This window comes from Streptomyces nodosus (genome assembly GCF_008704995.1).
GTDB classification, from domain to species: Bacteria; Actinomycetota; Actinomycetes; order Streptomycetales; family Streptomycetaceae; genus Streptomyces; species Streptomyces nodosus.
The window spans coordinates 2,206,051-2,230,730 of record NZ_CP023747.1 but is presented as its reverse complement, the minus strand read 5'-3'; the positions used below and the strand labels follow the sequence as shown (position 1 = coordinate 2,230,730).

The window sequence follows — 24,680 nt, the reverse complement described above, 5'->3', positions numbered from 1 at the left end:
CCGTGAGGTGGTCGCCCCTTTGTCGTGCCCCGTGCCCCGTGCCCCCGTGCCCTCGTTTCCCCGGGGCACTGAGGGTCGGCTTCGCGCCGTTCTCGGGACGCACCGCGGGTCTGCCGTCCCCTCGGCGGCCCCGGTGGTCGGGGACGCACGGGAGAGGGCCCCGTCGGCCCCGGAAGCGGGGCCGACGGGGACGGACGTCAGCCTGGGCCGGACGTCAGCCGCCTCGCTGGTCCGACGGTCGTGGTACCAGGCGCCGTACCAGGGCGGCCCGGCGTTCCGACCAGCGAGCCGTGAAGGCCGCCCAGCGCTCTCCGGCGGCCCAGACCGCGCGCAGCGCCGACCGCGGTGCCAGGACCGCGCGCACCCGGGTCCGGCGGTCCGCCGTGGACCGCAGCGCCGCCCGCACCGTGCGGACATCGTCGGCCAGCCGGTCCTGGGCGCGCGGCTGCGGGGCGAACAGCACCTGTTCCACCGCGTCGGCGACCCGGTGCACCGCCGCGGTGGCCGGTGCGTCCAGCCGGCCGAGCCGCGCGATCCGCGCGGCGGCCTTCCGCGGGGTCAGCGCGTCATCGGGTGCGATGCCGTAGTCCCACGCCGTGTCCGTGAGCTCGTGCCACACGGCCAGGGTGTGGTCCACGGCCGCCTCGGTCACCGCGGCCGGGGGAGCCTCGCCCGGCAGGACCGCCATCTCGATCCCGGCGGACCGCCCGCCGTCCCCACGCTCCCGGCGGCGTACCCACGGCTGCGGCGAGGCGGACGGCGCGTGCCGGGCGGAGGACAGCCGTCTCGCCCGGCTCCGCAGCCGCCACAGCATCGGCACCAGGGGCACCGCGACCAGCACCAGCCCCAGCAGGGTCCACCCCAGGGTCTGGTACCAGGGCGGACCGCCGCCCCCGGAGACCGTCAGGGAGTTCGAGGACTGGCTCGGACACGCCTCCAGCTTGCGCGCGACGGCCGAGCAGCTCTCACCCACCGACGGGGCCGCGGACGGTGCCGTGGAGGAGGACCCCGACGGTTCCGTGGCGGCCGGGTTCTCCGTGCTCGGCGTGTCCGACCGGGCGTACGCCGGGGTCGTGCCGCGGTTCGGGGTCGGCTCGAAACGGGTCCAGCCCACACCCTCGAAGTACAGCTCGGGCCAGGCGTGCGCGTCCCGCAGGCCCACCGCCATCGAACCGTCCGCCTGCGGCGAACCCGGGGTGAAGCCCACCGCGACCCGGGCCGGTATGCCGAGGGTTCGCGCCATGGCGGCCATCGCGAAGGAGAAGTGGACGCAGAAGCCCTCCTTGTTCTCCAGGAACCGGCTGATCGCGCTCGGTCCCTTGCCGACCTTCACCTGGGTGCTGTAGGTGAAGCCGCCGTCGAAGGCGAAGTAGTCCTGGAGCCTGACGGCCTGCTCGTAGCGGTTGGAGGCACCCTTCGTCACCTTGCGGGCCGTCCGGGCCACGTCCTCCGGCAGGGACGACGGCACCTTGGTGAACTCGCGCTTCAGCGTCGGCGGCGGCTCCGGAGCCGTGGCCAGCTGCTCCGCGGTCGGCTGCACGATCAGGCTCTTGACGTCGTACTGCAGACCACGGGTGTTCTGCCCGCGGTCGCCCACCAGCGTCCGGCCCACCGGCTCGTACCGCCAGCTGCCCTTGAGCTTCACGCCCGTCGCCGGATACGGCATCGGCAGCCAGTTCTGGGCGTACCAGTCCGCCGCCGAGATCCGCGTCTCGATCTCGGCCCGTCGCACGTCGCCCGCGAGGCCGCTCGGGGTGGGGAACGTGCGGGGCACGCTGGTGACATGACGCTGGGCGGGTTTCCAGGTGGTGCCGTCGAAGTCGTCCAGGGCCACGATCCGCAGATACATGTCCCGGGTGTTGTCCGTGTCGGTGCGGTACACCATGACCTGGCGGTCCTCGTTGACATTGAGGCTGTCGCGCAGCGACACCAGGGGGTTCACCGCCCGGATGGTGCCGCCGTCGCCGATGCCGCCGACGCGGCCCTCGGAGTCCAGCAGGCCGTTCGGGAGCGAGGGCAGGGCGACCGGCACCGCCAGAGCGAGGCCCAGCGCGACCACACCGATGCGCCGCCCGGCGCGGACGGGGGCGACGGCGCCGCCGGATTCCACGCCCGGGGAGCGGGAGGCACCGCCGAAGACCCGGCCCCACTGGGAGAGCCGGTCGCGGCCCTCGGCCAGCAGCAGCATCAGATAGCCGGCCCCGGCGACCAGGAACCACAGCCAGTCCTCGCCGCCGTCCGAGAGGCCCGCGGCCACCGAGTACAGCGCGAGCAGCGGCAGCCCGGCCGGGGCCGCCGCGCGGAACGTCACCGCCAGCGCGTCCACCAGCAGCCCGATCACCAGCACCCCGCCGACGACCATCAGCCGGATCCCCGGTGTCAGCGGCGCCGGGGCCGCATAGTGCCCCACGTCGTCCACGCCCGACTGCAGCAGTTCCCCGAAGCGGGCGAAGGCGTCGGGCCCCGGGACGAACCCGGCGATGGACTCGTCATGGACGAACAGCGCGGTGAGCAGCACCAGGGAGACCAGCGCCTGACATCCGAGGGCCAGCACCCGAGCCGACGGCATCCGCCGGGCCAGTACGCCCACCCCGGACTGCACCGCCACCAGGAAAGCCGCCTGGAGGATCCAGGTCGCGGGGGTCACCAGCGGGATCAGGGCGCACGCCGCCATCAGCGTCGCCGTCGCGGCGCACAGCGCCAGCCGGGCCCGCCCGCTCATGACCACCCCTGCGCACCGCTCAGGGCGCCCGGGCGGGTGCGCTGCCGGTCGGCGGTCCGCCACAGCTCCGTCAACGAGGCGCCCGGGGGCACCGCCAGGGCGGTCCAGCCCGCCTCACGCAGCATCCGCAACCGCTCCTCGCCCGTCTCCGACAACTCCGGCCCCTCGGCCGGTTCACCTCCCCAGGCCCGCGGGTCCAGCACAAAGGCGAGCGCGCCCCCGCTGCGCCTGCTCATCTTCGCGGCCACCGCGGCCTGTTCCTCGTCGAGATCGCCGAAGAAGGCCACCAGCAGCCCCTCGTGCCCGCCGCGCAGCACGTCATAGGCGGGGGACAGGCGCGTGCCGTCCGAGTGGTCGATCACCGCGAGCGTGTCCATCATCAGCCCCGCCGCGTCCGCGGTCTCCTGGCTGGCGCCGGCGAACCCGTCCGAGCCCGCTCCCGGAACCGAACTGCCCGTATCGGTCAACAGTCTTACGGAGAAGCCGCGTTCGAGCATGTGCACCAGCGTGGACGCCGCGCCCGACACCGCCCACTCGAAGGCCGAGTCGGGTCCCGACCCCGGGTAGGCGGTGCCCCGGGCGTCGAGCAGTACCGTGCACCGGGCCCGCTGCGGCTGTTCCTCGCGGCGCACCATCAGCTCGCCGTGGCGCGCGGTGGAGCGCCAGTGCACCCGGCGCAGATCGTCGCCGTGCCGGTAGCCGCGCGGGATCACATCGTCGTCACCGGCCAGTGCCAGCGAGCGTTCCCTCCCGTCGCCGTATCCCCTCGCCTCGCCCGTGAGCCGCACCGGGGGCAACGGCTCCACCCGCGGGACGACCGTCAGGGTGTCGTAGGTGGAGAAGGAACGGGTCAGTTCGCACATGCCGAACGGATCGGTCAGACGCAGCTGGAGCGGGCCCAGCGGGTAGCGGCCGCGCAGATCGGAGCGGACGCGGTAGGACACCTCGCGTCGTCCGCCCGCCTCCATCCGGTCCAGGACGAAACGCGGGCGCGGCCCGAGCACATACGGCACCCGGTCCTGGAGCATCAGCAGCCCGGTGGGCAGCCGCGAGACATTGTCCATCCGCAGATGGACCCGGGCCTCGGAGCCCGCGGGCACATGCGCGGGGGAGAGCCTGCGGCTGCTCGCGACCCGGTAGCGGGTGCGGTGCAGCACCGTGGCGCACACCAGGGGCAGCGCCGCCAGCAGCAGACCGACCCGCAGCAGATCGCTCTGGCCGAGGACATAGGCGCAGATCGCGGCCGCGACACCGGCGGCCAGGAACGAGCGTCCGCGCGTGGTCAGCCCGGCGAGCGTGGTGCGCAGCCCGCCCCCGCCCTCCGCCGGGGCGCGCGCCGTCCCCCCGTGCGTCATCACGGCCTCCGGAACTGCTGCCGGCCGTAACCGCCGCCCACGGCGAGGCCGGACTGCTGTCCGGCGACCGTCGGCACCGGGGTGCCCTGGAGGATCTCCTCCACGACCTGCTCCGCCGTACGGCGGTTGAGCTGGGCCTGGGCGGTGGGCAGCAGACGGTGGGCCAGGATCGCCACGGCCAGGGCCTGCACATCGTCGGGCAGCGCGTACTCCCGGCCGTTCAGCGCGGCGGCGGCCCGGGCCGCGCGCAGCAGGTGCAGCGTGGCACGCGGGGAGGCGCCGAGCCTGAGGTCGGGGTGGGTGCGGGTGGCGGCGACCAGGTCCACCGCATAGCGCCGGACCGACTCCGCGACATGGACGTTCCGGACGGCCTCCACCAGCTTCAGGATGTCGTGGGCGTGCGCCACCGGCTGGAGATCGTCCAGCGGGTTCACCCCGCCGTGGATGTCCAGCATCTGCAGCTCGGCGTCCGCGCTCGGGTAGCCGATGGAGACACGGGCCATGAAACGGTCGCGCTGCGCCTCGGGCAGCGGATAGGTGCCCTCCATCTCCACCGGGTTCTGGGTGGCGACCACCATGAAGGGGCTGGGCAGTTCATAGGTGGTGCCGTCGATGGTGACCTGGCGCTCCTCCAGGGACTCCAGGAGCGCGGACTGGGTCTTGGGCGAGGCGCGGTTGATCTCGTCACCGATCACGATCTGGGCGAAGATCGCGCCGGGCTTGAACTCGAAGTCCCGGCGCTGCTGGTCCCAGATGGAGACGCCGGTGATGTCCGAGGGCAGCAGATCGGGCGTGAACTGGATGCGCCGCACCGAGCAGTCGATGGAGCGGGCCAGCGCCTTGGCGAGCATCGTCTTGCCGACGCCGGGAACATCCTCGATCAGAAGATGTCCCTCGGCGAGCAGCACCGTCAGCGAAAGCCGCACGACCTCGGGTTTGCCCTCGATCACTGCTTCCACCGAACTGCGGACGCGCTCCATGGTGGCGGTCAGATCATCGCCCACCCTCGGCTCCGCTCGAGCGGGGGAATTCCCCAGGCTCGCCCGATCGTCATAGGTCGTCACCGGCCCTCCTCGGCCCGTTTTTGCTCCTGGGCCGACGCTCGACGTCGCGGACCGGCCCACCCCGAAACACGGACACCACGCGAAAGGCTCCGCGTGACGTCACCCCCGCATTCTTGTTGCCGTTACCGGTTCGTGTCACTCGCCTGTGGACAACTGGCGGTGACATGTCGGTCTTGCGGTCTTTCCGGCGGGCGAGAGCTGGGACACATGTCCGAAAGGATGGCTGAGGGCAGTGCGGTGTGCGGCCCGGCGGGCGGGCCGCACAACGTCAGGCGGGGTCGATCTCCCGCAGCAGGCCCGTCTTCACATCGAAGACAAAACCCCGCACATCGCCGGTGTGCAGCAGGAAGGGGGAGGTGCGCACCCGCTGCATCGACTGCCGCACGTCCTGTTCGACGTCGCGGAAGGCCTCGACCGCCCAGGCGGGCCGCTGGCCGACCTCCATCTCCAGGTCGTGCCGGAAATCCTCGGTCAGGGACTCAAGACCGCAGCCGGTGTGGTGGATGAGGACGATGCTGCTGGTGCCCAGCGCCCGCTGGCTGATGGTCAGGGAGCGGATCACGTCGTCGGTGACGACGCCGCCCGCGTTGCGGATGGTGTGGCAGTCGCCCAGCTCGAGGCCGAGCGCGGCGTGCAGGTCGAGCCGGGCGTCCATGCAGGCCACCACAGCGACGCGGAGAACGGGGCGGGCGTCCATCCCGGGATCGCTGAACGCGGCGGCGTACCGCCCGTTGGCCTCCACGAGGCGATCGGTGACGGTGCCGACCACGGCGCTCTCGGTGCCGGCGGGAACGGATGCGGATGTCGTCATACCGATGACGTTACTGGCCGCCGCCGGACCCGGCCTGCTGTGAGAGCGGACAAAGAACGCCACCGCCGCTTGTTGTGACGCACCCCACACGCGCTGTGAAACCTCCGCCCGTACGGGTGAATCCCACGGCCTCGAACCGCGCCCCGGCCCGGGCACGCGACGCGCAGGCCGGTTGATTGACCGCGGGACGGGGTCGACTAAAGTGACGCGAAGCGGGAGGCGAGAAACTTCCCCGCGGACTGTTCACCCGAAGAGCCGGCGGTGCGCCGGTTTCTCCCCACGTGCGCGGCGCGTACGTACGGCTCGGCTTCCTCCCCGCTCCCGGCCGGCTGACGCTTCCGGCGCCGGCAGGCCTCCCCCCGAGAGCAGCGGGGGATCCGGCGGTGCGGACCGGCGTGCCGGATCTGAGAGGCCCCCTTGAGCAAGAGCCGACACGTGCCCGTCATGCTCCAGGCATGTCTGGACATGCTGGCCCCGGCCCTCGCCGAGCCGGGGGCCGTGGTCGTCGACTGCACCCTGGGCCTCGGCGGCCACAGCGAGGCGCTGCTGACCCGCTTCCCCGACGCCCGGCTCGTGGCGCTCGACCGCGACAAGGAAGCGCTGCGGCTGTCCGGCCGGCGGCTCGCCCCTTTCGGGGAGCGCGCCACCCTGGTGCACGCGGTCTACGACGAACTGCCCGCCGTGCTCGACCGGCTGGGCCTGCCACGCGTCCAGGGCGTGCTCTTCGACCTCGGCGTCTCCTCCATGCAACTCGACGAGGCGGACCGGGGTTTCGCCTATGCGCAGGACGCCCCGCTGGACATGCGCATGGACCAGACGACGGGCCTGAGCGCCGCCGAGGTCCTCAACACCTATCCGGCGGGCGAACTCGTGCGGATCCTGCGGGCCTACGGCGAGGAGAAGCAGGCCAAGCGGATCGTGTCCGCGATCGTGCGGGAGCGCGAGAAGGAGCCCTTCACCAACAGCGCGCGGCTCGTGACGCTGATCCGCGACGCGCTGCCGCAGGCGGCCAAGCGCACCGGGGGCAACCCGGCCAAGCGCACCTTCCAGGCGCTGCGCATCGAGGTCAACGGGGAACTCGCCGTCCTGGAAAGGGCGATCCCCGCGGCCGTGAAGGCGCTGGCGGTCGGCGGCCGGATCGCCGTCCTCTCCTATCACTCGCTCGAGGACCGGCTGGTCAAGCAGGTACTCGCGGCCGGTGCCGCGACCACCGCGCCCCCCGGTCTGCCGGTCGTCCCCGAGCGCTATCAGCCCCGGCTCAAGCTTCTGACCCGCGGTGCCGAACTTCCCACCGAGGAGGAGGTCGCCGCGAACCGCCGAGCGGCCCCGGCACGCCTGCGCGGCGCCGAACGCATCCGCGAGGACGCCGAGTGAGTCGGACGAAGGGGGTGGGCGCGTGACCAGAACACCGAAGCTCAGAGGGCGGGCCGCCCGGCTCGCCCGGCTGATCCCCGCCGCCCGCGGCGGCGGCGCCGCCCGCACCCCCTTCGTCCTGCTGGTCGTCCTGTTGCTGGGCGGCGGACTCATCGGGCTCCTCATGCTGAACTCCGCGCTCAGCGAGGGCGCGTTCAAGATCGGTGACCTGCAGCGCGGGACCAAGAGCCTCACCGACGAGGAGCAGGCCCTCCAGCGGGACGTGGACGCCTACTCGGCCCCCGACGCCCTGCAGCGCCGCGCCCATGAACTCGGCATGGTCCCCGGCGGCGACCCCGCCTTCCTCGACCCCGACGGCAGCGTCAAGGGCGTCCCCTCGGCAGCCGCCGAGCCCGCCTCGGACAGCACCGCCGCCGACCCGTCGGCGGCCGGTCCCGCGTCGCTGCGCCCGCCCGAGGTGCCCGGCCCCTCCCCGACCGCGCCGGCGGCGCCGTCACCCGCGGGAGGCGCCGGACCGACGGCCGGCTCCCCGGTCCCGCCCTCCGCCACGCCCTCCGCCACGCACTCCCCGGCGCCCTCCGCCACGCACTCCCCGGCGGCCTCCGCCGCGCCCACGGTCACGCCCTCCCCGAGGGCCCCCGCCGTGCCCAGGACCATCGCCACCACCCCGCCCGTACATCCCTCCACGACCCCCGGCAGGTGACGGAAGTGTCCACCAGGGAACCGCCACGCCGCCGCGTGCCCGGCCCTGCCCGGCCCGCGCGCCCCGACGCCCGGCGCCGCCCGGCCCCCGGCCCCCGTCCATCCGCGCGCCGCCCGGCCCCGCCCCGGGCAGCCGCGGGACGCACCATCCGCCTCGGCAGCCCCCGCCCCCGGCTGCGTCTGGTCAGCCTCGGCCTGACCCTGGTGCTGCTCGCCTTCGTGGTCCGTCTGGTCCAGGTGCAGGGAGTGGACGCGCACGCCTACGCGGCCAAGGCCGACCTGAACCGCTATGTCGGCCGCACCTTGTCGGCCGTACGCGGTGAGATCACGGACCGCAACGGCGTCGAGCTGGCCTCCAGCGTGGACGCCTACGACATCACGGCCGACCCGACGCTGTTCACCCCCGAGGCCACCGAGGTGCGGGACGCGCCCGCGCAGGCCGCCGCGCTGCTCGCCCCGATCATCGGCCAGGACGTCGCCGTGGTCACCCGCCAGCTCAAGACCCCGAACACCCGCTATGTCCTGCTGGCACGCCGGCAGACCCCGCAGGTCTGGAACCAGATCAAGGATCTGAAGAGCACCCTGGCGGCCAAGGCCCTGTCCGACCGGAGCACGGTCAACGTCCTGGCCGGTGTCCTGGCCGAGCCCACCAGCAAGCGGGTCTACCCGAACGGCGACCTCGCCGCCGGCACACTGGGCTGGGTCAACGCCGAGGGGCGGGGCGGCGGCGGCATCGAGCAGCAGCTCGACGAGGCGCTGGCGGGCAAGGACGGCAAGATCCGCTATGCCCAGTCGGGCGGCCGACTGGTGCCCACCGCGGCCTCCACCGAGACGCCCGCCGTGGCCGGCTCGGACGTGGAGCTGACCCTCGACCGCGACATCCAGTGGGCCGCGCAGAGCGCCATCACCGAGCAGGTGAAGAAGTCCCACGCGGACCGCGGATACGTGGTGGTGACGGACACCGGGACCGGTCAGATCCTGGCCATGGCGAACTCGCCCGGCTTCAACCCCAACGACCTCTCCAGGGCCAACCCGGCGGACCTGGGCAACGCGGCCCTCCAGGACGCCTACGAGCCCGGTTCCACCGCCAAGGTCATGTCGATGGCGGCGGTGCTGGAGGAGAACGCCGCCACCCCGATGACGCATGTCACCGTGCCCAACCGGCTGCACCGCGGCGACCGCCTCTTCCAGGACGACGTGGACCACGCCACCTGGTATCTGACACTGAACGGGGTCCTCGCCAAGTCCAGCAACATCGGCACCATCCTGGCGACCGGCCAGCTGGGCAAGACCCAGGCGGAGGCCAACCAGGTCCTCTACTCGTATCTGCGCAAGTTCGGCATCGGCAGTTCCACCGGACTGGGGTTCCCCGGCGAGACCAAGGGCATCCTGGCACCGCCCGACACCTGGTCGACCTCGCAGCAGTACACCATTCCCTTCGGTCAGGGCGTCTCGATCAGCGCGCTGCAGGCCGCGTCCGTCTACTCCACCATCGCCAACGGCGGGGTCCGCGTGGAACCCACCCTGGTGCGCGGCACCAAGGGCCCGGACGGTCGCTTCACACCGGCCCCGAAGCCCGAGCGGACCAGGGTCGTCAGCGAGAAGACGGCCAGGACCCTTGCCGAGATGCTGGAGTCGGTGGTGGACGACGAACAGGGCACCGGCGCCGCGGCACGGATCCCCGGTTACCGGGTCGCGGGCAAGACGGGCACGGCCAACCGCGTGGATCCGGCCACCGGCAAGTACCGCGGCTACACCTCCTCCTTCGCCGGGTTCGCCCCCGCCGACAAGCCCCGGGTCACCGTCTACTGCGCCATCCAGAACGCCACCAAGGGCAGCTACTTCGGCGGACAGATCTGCGGACCCGTCTTCAAGCAGGTCATGGAGTTCGCCCTCAAGACCCTCCAGGTCCCGCCCACCGGGGCCGCCGCCGCGAACCTGCCCGTCACTTTCACGCCATGATCAGCACTACGGGAAAGACCGACCAGGAACACGCTCGTGACAACGATCACTCCCGATCCCGGGAACCAGGCCCAGCCTCCGTCCTCGCCCGCCCGGTCACCCCTGCCGGACCACACAGCCCCCGGGCGCTCTTTTAGCTCCGGCGGGGGTGAGCCCGGTACGCTCACCGCCGTGTCGCACGCTGATCAGTCCCAAACCGCCCGGAAGGGCGCCCCCGTGAACCCTCAGGGGCCGCCGCGACCGGTTCATGTCTCCGCCACACCTCTCGCGGAGCTCGCCGGTCAGCTGGGTGTCGCCGCCCCGCAGGGCACCGCCCGGGTGACGGGCATCACCCATGACTCCCGCGCCGTCCGCCCCGGCGACCTGTACGCCGCGCTGCCCGGCGCCCGACTGCACGGCGCCGACTTCGCCGCCCAGGCCGCCGGCCTCGGCGCCGTCGCCGTGCTCACCGACCCCACCGGTGCCGAGCGCGCCGCCGCCACCGGGCTGCCGGTGCTGGTGGCCGACGACCCGCGCGGGCGGATGGGCGAGCTGGCGGCCGCGATCTACGGTCACCCGGGCCGCGATCTGCTCCAGATCGGCATCACCGGCACCTCCGGCAAGACCACCACCGCCTATCTCGTCGAGGGCGGCCTCAGGGCCGCCCGGAGCGCGGACACCGCTGCCGCCGACGAGGCGGCGCGCGAGGGGCGCGGCGCCGGGTCCGCCGAGCACGGCGGGCCACGGGTGGGACTGATCGGCACCGTCGAGACCCGCATCGGCGACGAGCGCATCAAGTCCGAGCGCACCACTCCCGAAGCCACCGATCTTCAGGCGCTGTTCGCGGTCATGCGGGAGCGCGGGGTCGAGGCGGTGGCCATGGAGGTCTCCAGCCATGCGCTGGTCCTCGGCCGCGTCGACGGCTGCGTCTTCGACATCGCCGTCTTCACCAACCTCAGCCCGGAACACATGGAGTTCCACTCCGACATGGAGGACTACTACCGGGCCAAGGCACAGCTGTTCACCGACCGGCGCAGCAGGCTCGGCGTCGTCAACCACGACGACGAGTACGGACGCAGACTCGCCGCGGAGGCCGGCGTCCCGGTCGTCACCTACTCCGCCGAGGGCGCACCCGACGCCGACTGGCGCGCCGTGGACGTCCGGATCGGCCCGCTGGACTCCACCTTCACCGTGCTCGGCCCCGAGGGCCTGAGGATCTCCGCGAGGTCGCCGCTGCCGGGCTCCTTCAACGTGGCGAACACCCTCGCCGCGATCGTCGCGCTCGCCGCGGCCGGGGCCGACCCTCAGACCGCGGCCGACGGCATCGCCGCCGTGCCGGGCGTCCCGGGCCGGCTGGAGCGCGTGGACGCCGGGCAGCCCTATCTCGCGGTCGTGGACTACGCCCACAAGACCGACGCCGTGGAATCGGTGCTGCGCGCCCTGCGTAAGATCACCAAGGGCAGACTGCACGTCGTGCTCGGCTGCGGCGGGGACCGGGACACCACCAAACGCGCCCCGATGGGCGCCGCCGCGGCCCGGCTCGCCGACACCGCCCTGCTGACCTCCGACAACCCCCGCTCCGAGGACCCCCTCGCGATCCTCGCCACCATGCTCCAGGGTGCGGCCTCCGTGCCCGCGGACCAGCGCGGTGAGGTGCAGGTCTTCGAGGACCGGGCCGCGGCCATCGCCGCGGCCGTCGCTCTCGCGCGGCCCGGGGACACCGTGCTGGTCGCGGGCAAGGGCCACGAACAGGGTCAGGACATCGCCTCGGTGGTCCGTCCCTTCGACGACCGCCAGGTGCTTCGCGAAGCTATCCAGAAAACCCAGGGATGAACTTGTGATCGCCCTCTCCCTCGCCGAGATCGCAGAAGTCGTCGGCGGGCAGACGCATGACATACCGGACCCGTCCGTCCAAGTCACCGGGCCGGTCGTCCGGGACTCCCGAGAGGTGGAGCCCGGCGGCCTCTTCGTCGCCTTCGTCGGCGAACGCGTGGACGGACACGACTTCGCCCCGGCGGTCGTCGAGGCGGGCGCCGTGGCCGTGCTGGCGTCCCGCCCCGTCGGCGTGCCCGCGATCGTCGTGGACGATGTGCAGGCCGCCCTCGGCGCCCTGGCGCGCCATGTCGTCCGGCGGCTCGGGGCGACCCTGGTGGCCCTCACCGGCTCCGCCGGCAAGACCAGCACCAAGGACCTGATCGCCCAGGTGCTCCAGCGCAAGGCGCCCACCGTCTGGACGCCCGGCTCGCTCAACAACGAGATCGGGCTGCCGCTGACCGCCCTCGCCGCCACCGAGCGGACGCGGTTCCTGGTCCTGGAGATGGGCGCGCGTGGCATCGGCCACATCCGCCACCTCACCGGACTGACCCCGCCGAGGATCGGCCTGGTGCTCAATGTCGGCACCGCCCACATCGGCGAGTTCGGCGGCCGGGAGCAGATCGCACAGGCGAAGGGCGAGCTGGTCGAGAGCCTCCCCGGTGGGGACGAGGGCGGCGTCGCGATCCTCAACGCCGACGACCCGTTGGTACGGGCCATGGCGTCCCGAACGAAGGCGAAGGTGCTTCTTTTCGGAGAGTCCGACGAAGCGGACGTACGCGCCGAGAACGTGAGACTCACGGACACCGGACAGCCCGCCTTCAGACTTCACACACCCTCCGGTGCAAGCGATGTGACCATGCGCCTGTACGGTGAGCACCACGTGTCGAACGCGCTCGCCGCGGCCGCCGTCGCCCATGAGCTGGGCATGTCCGCAGACGAGATCGCCCTCGCGCTCTCCGAGGCGGGCACCCTCTCCCGTTGGCGGATGGAGGTCACCGAGCGCCCGGACGGCGTGACGGTCGTCAACGACGCCTACAACGCGAACCCCGAGTCCATGCGAGCCGCCCTGCGCGCGCTCGCGGCGATGGGCGAGGGACGGCGCACGTGGGCGGTGCTCGGCAAGATGGCCGAGCTCGGGGACGAGGCGCTCGCCGAGCACGACGCGGTCGGACGGCTCGCCGTCCGGCTCAACGTCAGCAAGCTCGTCGCGGTCGGGGGCAGGGAAGCGTCCTGGCTGCAACTGGGCGCATATAACGAGGGTTCGTGGGGTGAGGAGTCGGTGCACGTGTCCGACGCACAGGCGGCGATCGACCTGTTGCGCAGCGAGTTGCGCCCGGGAGACGTCGTACTCGTGAAGGCGTCCCGGTCGGTCGGTCTGGAGAGCGTGGCGCAGGCGCTGCTCGAGACCGGTGCCGAGGGTGAGGTTGCCGTCCGATGATGAAACAGATCCTGTTCGCAGGAGTCATTGGTCTGTTCCTCACCCTGATCGGCACCCCGCTGCTGATCAAGCTGCTGGCCCGCAAGGGCTACGGCCAGTACATCCGGGACGACGGTCCCCGTGAGCACGCCAGCAAGCGCGGTACCCCCACCATGGGTGGTATCGCGTTCATCCTGGCGACCATCGCCGCGTACTTCCTGTCCAAGGTGATCACGGGTAAACCGCCGACCTTCTCCGGGCTGCTGGTGCTCGGCCTGATGGGCGGCATGGGCCTGGTCGGCTTCCTGGACGACTACATCAAGATCGTCAAGCGGCGCTCGCTGGGCCTGCGGGCCAAGGCGAAGATGGCCGGCCAGCTGATCGGCGGTATCGCCTTCGCGGTGCTGGCCCTGCAGTTCGCGGATGCCCGGGGCAACACCCCGGCCTCCACCAAGCTCTCCTTCGTGCAGGACTTCGGCTGGACCATCGGCCCGGTGCTGTTCGTGGTCTGGGCGCTGTTCATGATCCTCGCCATGTCGAACGGCGTGAACCTCACCGACGGACTCGACGGCCTCGCCACCGGCGCCTCCGTGCTGGTCTTCGGTGCCTACACGTTCATCGGCGTCTGGCAGTGGCAGGAGTCCTGTGCCAACGCCCAGACCCTGATCAACCCGGCCGCCTGCTACGAGGTGCGAGATCCGCTCGACCTCGCCGTGGTCTCCTCCGCGCTCATGGGCGCCTGCCTCGGCTTCCTGTGGTGGAACACCTCGCCCGCCAAGATCTTCATGGGTGACACCGGCTCGCTGGCCCTGGGCGGCGCGCTCGCGGGTCTGGCCATCTGCTCCCGCACCGAGCTGCTGCTCGCGCTGCTGGGCGGTCTCTTCGTCCTGATCACCATGTCGGTGGTCATCCAGGTCGGCTCGTTCCGCCTCACCGGGAAGCGCGTCTTCCGGATGGCTCCGCTCCAGCACCACTTCGAGCTCAAGGGCTGGTCCGAAGTGCTGGTCGTGGTCCGCTTCTGGATCATTCAGGGCATTTGCGTCATCGTGGGCCTTGGCATCTTCTACGCGGGATGGGCAGCCGAAAAGTGACCGACTGGCAGGGGAAGCACGTCACCGTCGCGGGACTCGGGGTCTCCGGCCTCCCGGCGGCGAAGGCGCTGCACGGGCTCGGCGCCGTCGTGACCGTCGTCAACGACGGTGACGACGAGCGGGCCCGGCAGCAGGCCGCGGAGCTGGAGGCGCTCGGGATCGCCGTCCGCCTCGGTGACACCACCCTGCCCGAAGGCACCGAGCTGATCGTCACCGCACCCGGCTGGAAGCCGGACAAGCCGCTGTTCGCCGCCGCGGCCGAGGCGGGCGTCCCGGTCTGGGGCGACGTCGAACTGGCCTGGCGGCTGCGCGGCCCCGACGCGGCCCCCTGGCTCGCCGTCACGGGGACCAACGGCAAGACCACGACCGTGCAGATGCTCGCCTCGATCCTCGAGGCCGCGGGCCTGCGCACGGCCGCGGTCGGCAACATCGGGGTCTCGCTGCTGGACGTCGTGCTCGGCGAGGAGCGGTACGACGTCCTGGCGGTGGAGCTGTCGAGCTACCAGCTCCACTGGGCTCCCTCGCTGCGCGCCCACTCGGCGGCCGTGCTCAACCTGGCGCCCGATCACCTCGACTGGCACGGCTCCATGGAGGCGTACGCCGCCGACAAGGGCCGTGTCTACGAGGGCAATCGGGTCGCCTGCGTCTACAACGCCGCCGACAAGGCCACCGAGGACCTGGTGCGCGCGGCGGACGTCGAGGAGGGCTGCCGGGCCGTCGGTTTCACGCTCGGCACGCCCGCCCCGTCCCAATTCGGCGTGGTGGACGGCATCCTGGTCGACCGCGCCTTCGTGGCGGACCGGCAGAAGAACGCACAGGAGCTGGCGGAGGTCTCCGACGTCCACCCGCCGGCCCCGCACAACATCGCCAACGCCCTTGCCGCGGCGGCCCTCGCACGAGCCTTCGGGGTGCCCGCCGAGGCCGTACGGGACGGCCTGCGGGCCTTCACCCCGGACGCCCACCGCATCGCGCATGTGGCGGACGTGGACGGCGTCGCCTACATCGACGACTCCAAGGCCACCAACACCCACGCGGCCCAGGCCTCGTTGGCGGCCTACGGGTCGATCGTGTGGATCGCCGGCGGGCTCGCCAAGGGCGCGTCCTTCGACGAGTTGGTCGCGGAGTCGGCCGAGCGGCTCCGGGGCGTGGTGCTGATCGGCGCGGATCGTGCCCTGATCCGCGAAGCCCTTGCGCGACACGCGCCGGAAGTACCCGTCGTCGACCTCGAACGGACCGACACTGGGGCGATGCGTGCGGCTGTACGGGAGGCACAGGGACTCGCACACACCGGGGACACGGTGCTGCTGGCTCCCGCCTGCGCCTCCATGGACATGTTTGCGAACTACAACAAGCGCGGGGACGCGTTCGCGGAGGCCGTCCGCGAACTCGGCTCCGCGGACGCCTGACGGCGCGTCCGGGGCCGTTCCGGGCGCGCCCGGAACCCTTGGGAGGGACGCGTGACAGGGATGTGGTCGGGGTCTCGTCGGCGGTTCTCGGCCGCCGGTACGGCGGCGCGCCGGCCCGTCCTGCCGCCAGGGCCCGCGCCGTGCGGGAGAACGCCCCACGGCGACGGCGGGAGCCGGTGATGGCCGGCAGCGGTACGGTCCGGCGCGCGCCGGGGCGGCGGCCCTCCCGCGTTTCGCGCGACAACCCCGTGATCCGGTTCCAGACGCGGGTGCGACGCGCTCTGGACCGGCCCCTCACCGCCTACTATCTGGTCCTCGGTGCCAGCCCGCTGATCACCGTGCTGGGCCTGGTGATGGTCTACTCGGCCTCGCAGATCACCGCGCTGCAGATGTCGCTGCCCGGCTCCTACTTCTTCCGGAAGCAGTTCCTGGCGGCCTCGATCGGCGCCCTGCTGCTGCTCGTCGCCGCCCGGATTCCCGTGAAGCTCCACCGGGCGTTCGCCTACCCGATCCTGGCCGGATCCGTCGTCCTGCTGGTCCTCGTCCAGGTGCCCGGGATCGGGATCACGGTCAACGGGAACCAGAACTGGATCTCCCTCGGCGGTTCCTTCATGATCCAGCCCAGCGAGTTCGGCAAGCTCGCGCTGGTGCTCTGGGGCGCGGACCTGATCGCCCGCAAGCAGGAGAGGCGGCTGCTCACACAGTGGAAGCACATGCTGGTGCCGCTGGTCCCGATGACCCTCCTGCTGCTCGGGCTGATCATGCTCGGCGGCGACATGGGAACGGCGATCATCCTGACCGCGATCCTGTTCGGGCTGCTGTGGACCGCGGGGGCGCCCACCCGGCTGTTCGCCGGGGTGCTGAGCGTCGCCGTGGTGCTCTCCGCCATCGCCATCAGGACCAGCCCCCACCGGCTGGCGCGCCTGGAGTGCATCGGCGCCACCGATCCCGGTCCCCGTGATCAGTGCTGGCAGGCCGTGCACGGCATCTACGCCCTGGCATCCGGCGGGATCTTCGGGTCCGGACTGGGGGCCAGTGTGGAGAAATGGGGGCAACTCCCCGAAGCCCACACCGACTTCATCTTCGCTGTCACCGGTGAGGAACTGGGCCTTGTGGGGACGCTGTCGGTACTCGCCCTCTTCGCGGCTCTAGGCTATGCGGGTATCCGCGTGGCCGGACGCACGGAGGACCCCTTCGTGAGGTATGCCGCGGGAGGCGTGACGACCTGGATCACCGCTCAGGCGGTGATCAACATCGGTGCGGTGCTCGGCCTGCTGCCGATCGCCGGCGTCCCTCTCCCGCTGTTCTCCTACGGAGGGTCCGCCCTGCTGCCGACCATGTTCGCCATCGGGCTGCTGATCGCTTTCGCGCGTGACGAGCCCGCTGCGCGGGCGGCGCTTGCGATGCGGCAACCCCGCTTTGGTAGAAAGCGGGCGGGAGGCCCTCCGGGACCTCGGAGATGGAACACGATGCGACGGCGTGCCCCAGTGGTGCGTTCGTCCGGAGAGCGGTGAATTTCGGTGCATGTCGTACTCGCCGGTGGGGGGACCGCCGGCCACATCGAGCCCGCGCTCGCCCTCGCGGACGCCCTGCGGCGGCAGGACCCGTCCGTGGGGGTCACGGCACTGGGCACGGAACGCGGCCTGGAGACCCGGCTCGTCCCCGAGCGGGGCTATGAACTGGCTCTGATCCCCGCCGTGCCCCTGCCGCGCAAGCCCACCCCCGAGCTGATCACCGTCCCCGGGCGGCTGCGCGGCACGATCAAGGCGGCCGAGCAGATTCTGGAGCGCACCAAGGCGGACGTCGTCGTCGGCTTCGGCGGCTATGTCGCCCTGCCCGGCTATCTGGCCGCCAAGCGGCTCGGCGTGCCGATCGTCATCCACGAAGCCAACGCGCGCCCCGGGCTGGCCAACAAGATCGGCTCGCGGTACGCCGCCCAGGTGGCCGTCTCCACCCCGGACAGCAAGCTGCGGGGCGCCCGGTACATCGGCATCCCGCTGCGCCGCTCCATCGCCACCCTGGACCGTGCCGCGGTGCGTCCCGAGGCGCGGGCCGCGTTCGGTCTCGACCCGAACCTGCCGACGCTGCTGGTCTCCGGTGGCTCGCAGGGCGCCCGTCGGCTCAACGAGGTGGTGCAGCAGGCCGCTCCCTACCTCCAGCAGTCCGGCGTCCAGATCCTGCACGCGGTCGGCCCGAAGAACGAACTGCCGCAGGTGCACCGGATGCGGGGTATGCCCCCCTACATCCCGGTATCGTATGTGGACCGGATGGACCTCGCGTATGCCGCGGCCGACATGATGCTCTGCCGCGCGGGTGCGATGACCGTCGCCGAGCTCTCCGCCGTCGGACTGCCGGCCGCCTATGTCCCGCTGCCCATCGGCAACGGCGAACAGCGGCTGAACGCCCAGCCGCTGGTCAAGGCCGGCGGTGGACTGCTGGTCGACGACGCGGAGCTGACATTGGAGTGGCTCCAGCAGAACGTGCTGCCCGTGCTCACCGATCAGCACCGGCTGTACGAGATGTCCCGTGCCGCCGCGGAGTTCGGCCGCCGGGACGCCGACGAGCTGCTCGTCGGGATGGTGTACGAGGCGATCGCCTCGCGCCGGCAGTAGGGCCCGACGGCACCAGGTACGCATGACGGAAGGCAGGGAGCGTGGCCGGACCGACGACCGCCGAGCGCGGTGCACGGCAGAAGCCCGAGTCCGGCTCGCTCCGGCCGCCCCGTGCGGCACGGCTGTTCCGTCTCCGTATGCTCATCATCCTTTTCTTGGTGGTGATGGCGACGGGCGGTTCGGTCTGGCTGCTGTACGGCTCCTCATGGTTGCGCCTGACCCGTGTGTCCGTCTCCGGGACGCGGGTCATGACCGACGCTCAGGTGCGCGAGGCCGCCGGTGTGCGGCTCGGAACACCCCTGATCTCTCTGGACACCGATGAGATCGAGGCGCGTCTGCGCCGGGAATTGCCCCGGATCGACTCGGTGGAGGTCGTACGCTCCTGGCCGCACGGAATCGGGCTGAACGTGACTGAACGTACTCCCGTTCTGATTCTCGCAAGCGGTGGGAAGTTCATCGAAGTGGACAAGGGGGGCGTGCGGTACGCCACGATCCCCCAGCGTCCGAAGTCCGTTCCCGCGCTGGAACTGACGGTGACCCGGTCCGCCTCGCTGAGCCGCTTCGGCACCACGCGGCTGGTCCGTGAGGCGGCCCGTGTCACCCGGGACCTTCCCGCCGACGTCGCCCGTGACCTGCGCACCGTCAAGGTCCGTTCCTACGACGCCGTCTCGCTGGAGCTGAGCGGCGGCCGGACCGTCGTCTGGGGCAGCTCCGAGCGGGGCCGGGCGAAGGCGGCCACACTGGCCGCGCTGATGAAAACCGCGCCCCGGGCACGGCACTTCGACGTCAGCGTGCCCACCGCCCCGGCGTCATCGGGCAGTTGACGCACAGTCGCACGAGCTCGTCCCTGGTTGGGCGGGGCCATGGCTGATCACATAGGGTGAAAAGAAAAACGGGAGGTTCGGCGTGTTCGTTGAACGGGCGCCAGGTGTCGACTTAGTGTCCTGTTCGGAAGAGTCCAGGGAACAGACACACTGGTAACTCTAAACTTCAGGGTTAGGGTTCGGGCCGGCGTTCGGACCGTCCCCATCGGCATCTGCCGCCGCACCGCGGGCCACCCGCGGGACGACGGCAACGTAATTCGAGGCGAGAGGCCTTCGACGTGGCAGCACCGCAGAACTACCTCGCAGTCATCAAGGTCATCGGTGTCGGCGGCGGTGGTGTCAATGCCATCAACCGGATGATCGAAGTCGGTCTCAAAGGCGTCGAGTTCATCGCCATCAACACCGACGCGCAAGCTCTGTTGATGAGCGACGCCGACGTCAAGCTGGACGTCGGCCGCGAACTCACCCGCGGACTCGGGGCCGGGGCCAACCCGGCCGTCGGCCGCAAGGCCGCCGAGGACCACCGCGAGGAGATCGAGGAGGTTCTCAAGGGGGCCGACATGGTCTTCGTGACGGCCGGCGAGGGCGGCGGCACCGGCACCGGCGGCGCACCCGTCGTGGCCAACATCGCACGCTCCCTCGGCGCCCTCACCATCGGCGTGGTCACCCGGCCGTTCACCTTCGAGGGGCGGCGCCGCGCCAACCAGGCCGAGGACGGCATCGCCGAGCTCCGCGAAGAGGTCGACACCCTCATCGTCATCCCCAACGACCGGCTGCTGTCGATCTCCGACCGTCAGGTCTCCGTCCTGGACGCCTTCAAGTCGGCCGACCAGGTCCTGCTCTCCGGTGTCCAGGGCATCACGGACCTCATCACCACCCCCGGCCTGATCAACCTGGACTTCGCCGACGTCAAGTCCGTGATGTCCGAGGCCGGTTCGGCCCTCATGGGCATCGGCTCGGCGCGCGGCGACGACCGCGCGGTGGCCGCGGCCGAGATGGCGATCTCCTCACCGCTGCTCGAGGCGTCCATCGACGGCGCCCGCGGAGTGCTGCTGTCCATCTCCGGCGGGTCCGACCTCGGTCTCTTCGAGATCAACGAGGCCGCCCAGCTGGTGAGCGAGGCCGCGCACCCCGAGGCCAACATCATCTTCGGTGCGGTGATCGACGACGCGCTGGGCGACGAGGTGCGGGTCACCGTGATCGCCGCCGGCTTCGACGGCGGCCAGCCCCCGGCCAAGCGGGAGAACGTGCTCGGCTCGTCCGCGGCCAAGCGTGAGGAGCCGGTGGTCAGGCCGGCGGAGAGCCGTCCGACCTTCGGCGCGCTCGGCAGCGTCACACCGAAGGAGGCGCCGGAGCCCGCCCCCGAGCCGGTGGCCGAACTCCCCATCGCCCCGCCGATCCCGCCGTCGCGGACCTACTCGGACAGCGCGGCCGAGGAGCTGGACGTGCCGGACTTCCTCAAGTGATAGGTCAGCTCGACACCGTCAGCGGCGCGCATTTCGCCTTCACCGACCGGTGGGGCGGAGTGAGCGCCGCTCCGTACGAGGAGTTCAATCTCGGCGGCGCGGTCGGGGACGACCCCGACGCGGTCCGTACCAACAGGGAACGGGCGGCGCGGTCGCTGGGGCTCGACCCCGACCTGGTGGTGTGGATGAACCAGGTGCACGGGCCGGATGTGGCCGTGGTCGACGCTCCTTGGGGTGAAAGGCCGGTGCCCGAGGTGGACGCGATCGTCACCGTCCGGCGCGGCCTGGCACTCGCCGTGCTCACCGCCGACTGCACACCTGTTCTGCTCGCCGACCCGGTCGCCGGTGTGGTGGCCGCGGCCCACGCCGGCCGGCCCGGCATGGTCGCCGGGGTCGTGCCCGCCGCCGTGCGAGCGATGATGGAACTGGGCGCCGAGCCGTCCCGTGTGGTCGCGCGCACGGGCCCCGCGGTCTGCGGCCGGTGCTACGAGGTGCCGGAGGCGATGCGCGCCGAGGTGTCCGCCGTCGAGCCGGCGGCGCACTCCGAGACCAGCTGGGGCACCCCGGCGGTCGATGTGACCGCCGGGGTGCATGCCCAGCTCGAACGGCTCGGGGTGCCCGACCGGGAGCAGTCGCCGGTGTGCACGCGTGAGTCGGCCGATCACTTCTCGTACCGCCGCGACCGCACCACCGGGCGGCTCGCGGGTTATGTCTGGCTGGACTGATGAGGCATGAAGGACCGTAAGGAATACATCACCGCGAATCTCGCCGAGGTCGAGGAGCGCATCGTGGCCGCGTGCGCGGCCGCCGGGCGCAGGCGGGAAGAGGTGACCCTGATCGTGGTCACCAAGACCTATCCCGCCGACGATGTGCGGATTCTGTCGGAGCTCGGTGTGCGTCATGTGGCCGAGAACCGCGATCAGGACGCGGCGCCCAAGGCGGCGGCATGTTCGGATCTTTCGCTCACATGGCATTTTGTCGGTCAATTGCAGACCAATAAGGTGCGATCCGTGGTCGGTTACGCGGGTGTGGTGCAGTCGATCGATCGTTCCCGGCTGGTCGCGGCCCTGTCGAAGGAGGCGGTGCGGGCCGGTCGCGAGCTGGGGTGTCTCCTCCAGGTCGCGCTCGACGCGGGCGAAGGCGGGCGGGGAGAGCGCGGAGGTGTGGCCCCCGAGGGGGTCGAAGAGTTGGGCGACCTCGTCGCCGAGGCTCCGGGGCTGAGGCTGGACGGCCTCATGACCGTCGCTCCGCTCGCCGGGGAGTATGCGGGGCGTCAACAGGCGGCCTTCGAGCGGTTGATGGATTTGTCGACCGACCTGCGCCGGGCTCATCCGGCTGCAACCATGGTCTCGGCGGGGATGAGTTCGGACCTCGAACAGGCCGTGGCCGCCGGGGCGACACATGTGCGCGTCGGTACTGCGGTACTCGGAGTCCGCCCCCGGCTCGGGTAACGTCGCCAAGAAGTCGGACCACAGCAGAAAATATGGTCATTGCAGCCGATAGCGGGCGTAACGACCTTGTGGATCGCGGGCACTTGGCGGTCGTCGCGGATCCACCACAGAGCGGAGGACTCAGAGCATGGCCGGCGCGATGCGCAAGATGGCGGTCTACCTCGGCCTCGTGGAGGACGATGGGTACGACGGCCGGGGATTCGACCCCGACGACGACTTCGAGCCCGAACTCGACCCGGAGCCCGAGCGGGATCGCAGACGGCATGAGCCGTCACATCAGTCACACCAGGCACTTCAGTCCCAAAGGGATGAATCGGTGCGCATGGTCCAGCCTCCGGCGCAGCGCGACCCGGTTCCCCAACCCGCTTCGCTCCCGGCGGAATCGGGGCGTCCGGCTCGCATCGCGCCCGTGGCATCCATCACACAAGAACGCCAGAGCCTGGAAAAGAATGCGCCGGTGATCATGCCCAAGGTCGTGTCCGAGCGAGAGCCCTACCGGATCACCACGCTGCACCCGCGGACCTACAACGAGGCCCGTACCATCGGGGAACACTTCCGCGAGGGCACGCCGGTGATCATGAATCTGACCGAGATGGATGACACGGACGCGAAGCGACTTGTCGACTTTGCGGCCGGTTTGGTGTTTGGTCTTCACGGCAGTATCGAACGAGTGACGCAGAAGGTGTTCCTCCTCTCGCCTGCTAACGTCGATGTCACGGCGGAGGACAAGGCCCGCATCGCAGAGGGCGGGTTCTTCAACCAGAGCTGAGACGCATCACCGGAGAGCGCGGGAACAAGGGGAGAGGGAAGCACAGATCATGGGTGTGTTCCTGGAGGTTGTCTACATCGTCCTGATGTGCTTCCTCGTCGTGCTGATTTTCCGGTTGGTCATGGACTATGTGTTCCAGTTCGCCCGCTCATGGCAACCCGGCAAGGCGATGGTGGTCGTTCTGGAGGCCACCTACACTGTCACCGATCCACCGCTGAAGCTTCTGCGGCGGTTCATCCCGCCGCTGCGTCTCGGGGGCGTGGCGCTCGACCTGTCCTTCTTCGTGCTGATGATCATCGTCTACATCCTGCTGTCCATCGTGGGGAATCTCGCGAGGTGAACGTGGACGATACGGTCTTGCCGACTGCCGATGACTACGTTGAGGTGAAGAGATGCCGTTGACCCCCGAGGACGTGCGGAACAAGCAGTTCACGACCGTCCGCCTCCGAGAAGGCTATGACGAGGACGAGGTCGATGCCTTCCTCGACGAGGTCGAAGCCGAACTGACCCGCCTGCTGCGGGAGAACGAGGATCTGCGCGCCAAGCTGGCCGCCGCCACTCGTGCCGCCGCGCAGAACCAGCAGAACATGCGCAAGCCCCCGGAGGGGCAGGACCAGCAGCAGCCGCCGCAGGGTATGCGAGGTCCGGGTGCTCCCGTGCCCGCCGGCATATCGGGCCCGCCGCAGCAGCCGATGGGTGGCCCCATGGGTGGCCCGCCCCAGCTGCCGAGCGGTGCACCGCAGCTGCCTGCCGGCCCCGGCGGCGGTCAGGGCGGTCCGCAGGGACCCGGTCCTATGGGCCAGGGTCCGGGTCCCATGGGTCAGGGACAGGGTCCTATGGGTCAGGGGCAGGGCCCGATGGGTCAGGGGCAGGGCCCGATGGGTCAGGGCCAGGGGCCGATGGGCCAGGGTCAAGGTCCTATGGGCCAGGGCCCCGGTCCTATGGGGCAGGGTCCTATGGGTCAGGGTCCGGGTCCGATGGGACAGGGCCCGATGGGCCAGGGTCCTATGGGTCAGGGCCCGATGGGCCAGGGTCCGATGGGGCAGGGGCCTGGTCCTATGGGTCAGGGTCCCGGCCCGATGGGTCAGCCTCCGATGCAGCAGCCCATGGGTGGCCCCATGGGCGGACCGATGGGTGGCCCCATGGGCGGCCCGGGTGGTCCCGGTGGTCCGGGCATGCCCGGCCAGGGTCCCGGTGGCGACAGCGCCGCGCGTGTCCTCTCGCTGGCCCAGCAGACCGCCGACCAGGCGATCGCCGAGGCCCGCTCCGAGGCCAACAAGATCGTCGGCGAGGCCCGCAGCCGCGCCGAGGGTCTGGAGCGCGACGCCCGGGCCAAGGCCGACGCCCTGGAGCGGGACGCGCAGGAGAAGCACCGTGTCGCGATGGGCTCCCTGGAGTCCGCCCGCGCCACGCTGGAGCGCAAGGTCGAGGACCTGCGCGGCTTCGAGCGCGAGTACCGCACGCGGCTGAAGTCGTACCTGGAGTCGCAGCTGCGTCAGCTGGAGACCCAGGCCGACGACTCGCTGGCCCCGCCGCGCACCCCGGCAGCGCCCTCCCTGCCTTCGCCGGCCACGCCGTCGATGGCTCCGGCAGGTGCGGGTGCCCCGTCGTACGGTGGCGGCCAGCCGATGGGCGGCCCTCCGGCACCGCCCCCGCCGTCCTTCGGCGGTCAGCAGCAGATGTCCCCGGCGATGACCCAGCCGATGGCGCCGGTCCGTCCGCAGGGCCCCTCGCCGATGGGCCAGGCACCCTCGCCGATGCGCGGGTTCCTCATCGACGAGGACGACAACTGACAGCAGTGAGTACGACGTAGGCGTCGGCAGCCTTCAGGGCGGGGCCCCGGATCGATCCGGGGCCCCG

General features: G+C 71.4%; 20 protein-coding genes. 16 read left to right on the top strand and 4 right to left on the bottom strand.

Annotated elements, in window-relative coordinates; genetic code table 11:
- Positions 1-214: 214 nt before the first annotated feature.
- The 4 genes from CP978_RS10160 to CP978_RS10145 form a co-directional block, all read right to left on the bottom strand.
- Positions 215-2,722 (bottom strand): transglutaminase TgpA family protein, encoded by a 2,508-nt coding sequence (locus CP978_RS10160; protein ID WP_043448367.1) that lies wholly within the window; start codon positions 2,720-2,722, stop codon positions 215-217.
- Complete coding sequence (locus tag CP978_RS10155; RefSeq protein WP_043439589.1) at positions 2,719-4,077, bottom strand: DUF58 domain-containing protein; 1,359 nt, start codon at positions 4,075-4,077, stop codon at positions 2,719-2,721. Before CP978_RS10155 ends, CP978_RS10160 begins: the two co-directional genes overlap by 4 nt.
- Positions 4,077-5,141, bottom strand: coding sequence for an AAA family ATPase (locus tag CP978_RS10150; protein WP_079162077.1), 1,065 nt, complete (start codon positions 5,139-5,141; stop codon positions 4,077-4,079). Before CP978_RS10150 ends, CP978_RS10155 begins: the two co-directional genes overlap by 1 nt.
- A gap of 268 nt (positions 5,142-5,409) precedes the next feature.
- Positions 5,410-5,952: a beta-class carbonic anhydrase gene (locus CP978_RS10145; protein WP_043439584.1), complete on the bottom strand. Its 543-nt coding sequence runs from the start codon at positions 5,950-5,952 to the stop codon at positions 5,410-5,412.
- 417 nt (positions 5,953-6,369) lie between these two features.
- On the opposite strand from CP978_RS10145, the gene rsmH reads away from it, so the two are divergent.
- From rsmH to CP978_RS10065, 16 genes are all read left to right on the top strand, one after another.
- The gene (rsmH, locus tag CP978_RS10140; RefSeq protein ID WP_079162076.1) at positions 6,370-7,326 is read left to right on the top strand and encodes a 16S rRNA (cytosine(1402)-N(4))-methyltransferase RsmH; all 957 of its coding nucleotides are present in this window, start codon (positions 6,370-6,372) and stop codon (positions 7,324-7,326) included.
- A 22-nt stretch (positions 7,327-7,348) separates the two neighbouring features.
- Positions 7,349-8,029 (top strand): cell division protein FtsL, encoded by a 681-nt coding sequence (gene ftsL / locus CP978_RS10135; protein ID WP_150478188.1) that lies wholly within the window; start codon positions 7,349-7,351, stop codon positions 8,027-8,029.
- 5 nt (positions 8,030-8,034) lie between these two features.
- Positions 8,035-9,990, top strand: coding sequence for a peptidoglycan D,D-transpeptidase FtsI family protein (locus CP978_RS10130; RefSeq protein ID WP_278190174.1), 1,956 nt, complete (start codon positions 8,035-8,037; stop codon positions 9,988-9,990).
- Positions 9,991-10,206: 216 nt separating this feature from the next.
- Positions 10,207-11,802, top strand: coding sequence for a UDP-N-acetylmuramoyl-L-alanyl-D-glutamate--2,6-diaminopimelate ligase (locus CP978_RS10125; protein ID WP_043439581.1), 1,596 nt, complete (start codon positions 10,207-10,209; stop codon positions 11,800-11,802).
- 4 nt (positions 11,803-11,806) lie between these two features.
- Positions 11,807-13,222, top strand: a complete 1,416-nt coding sequence (locus CP978_RS10120) for a UDP-N-acetylmuramoyl-tripeptide--D-alanyl-D-alanine ligase (RefSeq protein ID WP_043439579.1) — start codon at positions 11,807-11,809, stop codon at positions 13,220-13,222.
- Positions 13,219-14,292, top strand: coding sequence for a phospho-N-acetylmuramoyl-pentapeptide-transferase (gene mraY / locus CP978_RS10115; protein WP_043439576.1), 1,074 nt, complete (start codon positions 13,219-13,221; stop codon positions 14,290-14,292). The genes CP978_RS10120 and mraY overlap by 4 nt, the downstream gene beginning before the upstream one ends.
- Complete coding sequence (gene murD / locus CP978_RS10110) at positions 14,274-15,698, top strand: UDP-N-acetylmuramoyl-L-alanine--D-glutamate ligase (protein WP_150478186.1); 1,425 nt, start codon at positions 14,274-14,276, stop codon at positions 15,696-15,698. Before mraY ends, murD begins: the two co-directional genes overlap by 19 nt.
- Before the next feature lie 179 nt (positions 15,699-15,877).
- Entirely contained in the window at positions 15,878-17,212 is a 1,335-nt protein-coding gene (ftsW, locus tag CP978_RS10105) for a putative lipid II flippase FtsW (RefSeq protein ID WP_043439573.1), read from the top strand.
- A gap of 6 nt (positions 17,213-17,218) precedes the next feature.
- Positions 17,219-18,310, top strand: a complete 1,092-nt coding sequence (gene murG, locus CP978_RS10100) for an undecaprenyldiphospho-muramoylpentapeptide beta-N-acetylglucosaminyltransferase (RefSeq protein ID WP_043439570.1) — start codon at positions 17,219-17,221, stop codon at positions 18,308-18,310.
- A 41-nt stretch (positions 18,311-18,351) separates the two neighbouring features.
- Entirely contained in the window at positions 18,352-19,134 is a 783-nt protein-coding gene (locus CP978_RS10095; protein WP_043439567.1) for a cell division protein FtsQ/DivIB, read from the top strand.
- A gap of 278 nt (positions 19,135-19,412) precedes the next feature.
- On the top strand, positions 19,413-20,600 hold the full coding sequence (gene ftsZ, locus CP978_RS10090; protein WP_043439564.1) for a cell division protein FtsZ: 1,188 nt from the start codon (positions 19,413-19,415) through the stop codon (positions 20,598-20,600).
- Positions 20,597-21,325 (top strand): peptidoglycan editing factor PgeF, encoded by a 729-nt coding sequence (pgeF, locus tag CP978_RS10085; RefSeq protein ID WP_043439561.1) that lies wholly within the window; start codon positions 20,597-20,599, stop codon positions 21,323-21,325. The genes ftsZ and pgeF overlap by 4 nt, the downstream gene beginning before the upstream one ends.
- Before the next feature lie 6 nt (positions 21,326-21,331).
- The gene (locus CP978_RS10080) at positions 21,332-22,051 is read left to right on the top strand and encodes a YggS family pyridoxal phosphate-dependent enzyme (RefSeq protein WP_043439559.1); all 720 of its coding nucleotides are present in this window, start codon (positions 21,332-21,334) and stop codon (positions 22,049-22,051) included.
- Between the two features lie 127 nt (positions 22,052-22,178).
- Positions 22,179-22,820, top strand: a complete 642-nt coding sequence (locus tag CP978_RS10075) for a cell division protein SepF (protein ID WP_043439555.1) — start codon at positions 22,179-22,181, stop codon at positions 22,818-22,820.
- A 49-nt stretch (positions 22,821-22,869) separates the two neighbouring features.
- Positions 22,870-23,160: a YggT family protein gene (locus CP978_RS10070; protein ID WP_043439553.1), complete on the top strand. Its 291-nt coding sequence runs from the start codon at positions 22,870-22,872 to the stop codon at positions 23,158-23,160.
- Positions 23,161-23,212: 52 nt separating this feature from the next.
- The gene (locus CP978_RS10065; RefSeq protein ID WP_043439551.1) at positions 23,213-24,613 is read left to right on the top strand and encodes a DivIVA domain-containing protein; all 1,401 of its coding nucleotides are present in this window, start codon (positions 23,213-23,215) and stop codon (positions 24,611-24,613) included.
- Positions 24,614-24,680 lie beyond the last annotated feature (67 nt).